The organism is Bradyrhizobium sp. IC3195 (assembly GCF_020193585.1).
GTDB lineage: Bacteria > Pseudomonadota > Alphaproteobacteria > Rhizobiales > Xanthobacteraceae > Bradyrhizobium > Bradyrhizobium yuanmingense.
Window position 1 is genome coordinate 1 of record NZ_JADYVG010000065.1, and the last position, 1,694, is coordinate 1,694.

General features: G+C 64.2%; 1 protein-coding gene. It reads right to left on the reverse strand.

The features are described from left to right. Positions 1–199: 199 nt before the first annotated feature. Positions 200–1,459, reverse strand: coding sequence for an IS110 family transposase (locus I6F09_RS37095; RefSeq protein ID WP_225190196.1), 1,260 nt, complete (start codon positions 1,457–1,459; stop codon positions 200–202). Positions 1,460–1,694 lie beyond the last annotated feature (235 nt).

Consider the following 1,694-nt stretch of genomic DNA (forward strand, 5'->3'; position numbering starts at 1 on the left):
GTAGGACCTCCTAGCCTTGGTCAAGAGGTTTCATGCCTTAATGCAACAGAGTAGCGCAGTGCTCACCGCTGTCCAGGACGCTTCGCGCCGGCTACGCCGGTGCCGATGGCATCCTGGACAGCGGCTGCGCGCTGCGCTGCTGGGCTCGGCAGGTCGGGACGAAGGAATGGTCACAAGCGGCCGAACAAAGGAATAAGGCTTACTGGCTGCTGACAGCCTGAGCACTCCTGTGATTGGCGTCGTACAGCGTTCGGTTCTTGAGGGCCGCGCAGAGGGCCGAGAGCAGGCGATCGCCCACGCCGCGCAACGCGCGCGCGCGGCCGTGGCCGCGCTGCCGCAAGGCATCATAGCGGTGCCGAGCGGCCGGGTCGTGCTGGACGGCAACGCGTGACCAGTGATGGACAGCGGTCTGCAGCCGCTTGTTGCAGGCAAAGCGCCGGATCACGAAGCGTTGCTTGCCGCTTTGCCGTGTGACCGGGGCGGCCCCTGCCAGAGCACGCAAAGCGTGGTAATCTCGGGCGCGCAGCGGTTGTGCTGCCTCGGTGAGCAGTGTGGCGAGAACAATCCTGCCGATTCCCGGCCAGGAGCGAAGGATTGCCACGTCACGCTGCTCATGGCTCTGCCCCGACGAGTTCTCCTCGTCCTGTGCCGCCAGACTATCGCAAAGGCCGTCCAGGGCAGCGCCGGCTTGCTTGATCTGCCGATTCACCAGGCGCATGCGCGCGACAAGGCTGCGGATATGGACGCACGCGGCCTCCGTGGTACCTGGTGCGACGAACAAGGCCGTCTTGCGCAGGGTCTGCAGCGCGGTGGCGGCGTCGACACGGCGGATACGATGCTCCTTGAGGATGCGCGCAATCGTCTTCTCCGATACCTTGGCGGCCGCAGCGGGTGTCGGCACCTTCTGCCACAAGCTCAGGAACCAGTCGTCTGCGACATCATCGGTCAGCTCGGCCGCTTGCGGGTAATAACGCCACAACTGCTGACGCAGGCGGTTAGACAGACGCGTCCGTTCCTGCTGCAGCTCATCTAGCAGGCGCGACCATTCGCGCAACCTGATCACCGCCGGATCGTCCATGGCAAGCTGCCGGAAGGCCTTGCGATCGGTACGCAAGGAATCCCCTAGGACAAGAGCGTCACGGCTGTCATCCTTGGCACCCGCGACCGTGAAGCGATCACGGAAGCGATCAAGCTGCTTGGGATTGATGGCAAAGACCAGGAACCCACACTCAAGCAGCATCTCCACCACAGGACCGTGCGGCATCTCGATCGCCACGGCGATCTGCGCCGGTGCAGCCTTCGTCTTCTCGAGCAGCCAGTCGCGCAACTCCACCAGACCGGCTCCGCCATGGGCGAACTCTCGCTCTCCCAGCCGCCCTCCTTCGGCATTGAGCAAGCAAACGCGATGGCTTTGCGTTGCCCAGTCGATCCCGACAAACCAATGCACATTCTCGACCATTTGATGGACCTCCTCGCTTCCAAAAGGCGGGCCAACTGCGATCCCAATCAATCCCTGTACCGGCGCTCGCGGCGCAAACCTCCTAGTGGATCTCGATCGCAGATGCTCCGCCAGGGCGCGGGTCCTACGTCGGTGCTCTAGGCACAGGTGGGCAAGGCGGCTCCCGGCGGATCGGCCCGGCGACCAGCCTACACCAACTGACTGGCCTCCGAACGCCAGAAGGGTACAGGGTGGG

Excerpts from the sequence above, each read along its gene's own strand:
- I6F09_RS37095 (WP_225190196.1), bottom strand. The coding sequence starts at position 1,459 with ATGGTCGAGAATGTGCATTGGTTTGTCGGGATCGACTGGGCAACGCAA.